Origin of the sequence: Streptomyces cavernae (assembly GCF_004023625.1) — a bacterium.
GTDB lineage: Bacteria > Actinomycetota > Actinomycetes > Streptomycetales > Streptomycetaceae > Streptomyces > Streptomyces cavernae.
The window spans coordinates 1-656 of sequence record NZ_RPDJ01000137.1 but is presented as its reverse complement, the minus strand read 5'-3'; the positions used below and the strand labels follow the sequence as shown (position 1 = coordinate 656).

The 656-nt window shown below is 71.0% G+C and carries 1 protein-coding gene; it reads left to right on the top strand.

The features are described from left to right. Positions 1 to 656, top strand: a 656-nt coding sequence (locus tag EF387_RS46510) for a S1 family peptidase (RefSeq protein ID WP_155589861.1), incomplete at both ends; no start/stop codon positions are given.

Sequence of the window (656 nt, the reverse complement as noted above, 5' to 3'; positions counted from 1 at the left end):
ACCACCACGGCCGCGGCGCTGGGCGGAGTCGACGCCCCGGCACAGCTGAACTACGTTGCGAAGGTCAACGTCGGTGAACAGACCGCCTGCACCGGCACCCTCGTCGACCCGCAGTGGGTGCTGACCGCGGCCACCTGCTTCGCCGCGGACGGCAAGCTCCCCGCAGGCAAACCCGCCGTCACCACCACCGTCACCGTCGGCCGCACCGACCTGACACAGACCAACGGGAGCGTCCAGCAGGCCGTCTGGCTCGTCCCGCACGCCGACCGCGACCTGGTCCTGGTCAGGCTCGCCACCCGGATCACCGATCCCACCGTCAAACCCGTGCGGCTGGCGACCACGCCCGCCGCCGCGGGCGAGAAACTGACGAAGGCCGGATTCGGACGCACCCAGACCGAATGGGTGCCCGACAAGCTGCACACCGGCACGTTCACCGTCGCCTCCACCACGAGCACGACAGTGGACCTCGACGGCTCCGACGGCGCGACCGTCTGCAAGGGAGACGCCGGCGGCCCCGCCCTGCGCACCGTCAACGGCACCACCGAACTCGTCGCCATCAACTCCCGCTCCTGGCAGGGGGGATGCCTCGGCAACGATCCCGCCGAAACCCGCACCGGCGCCATCGACACCCGTGTCGACGACCTGGGCAGCTGGGT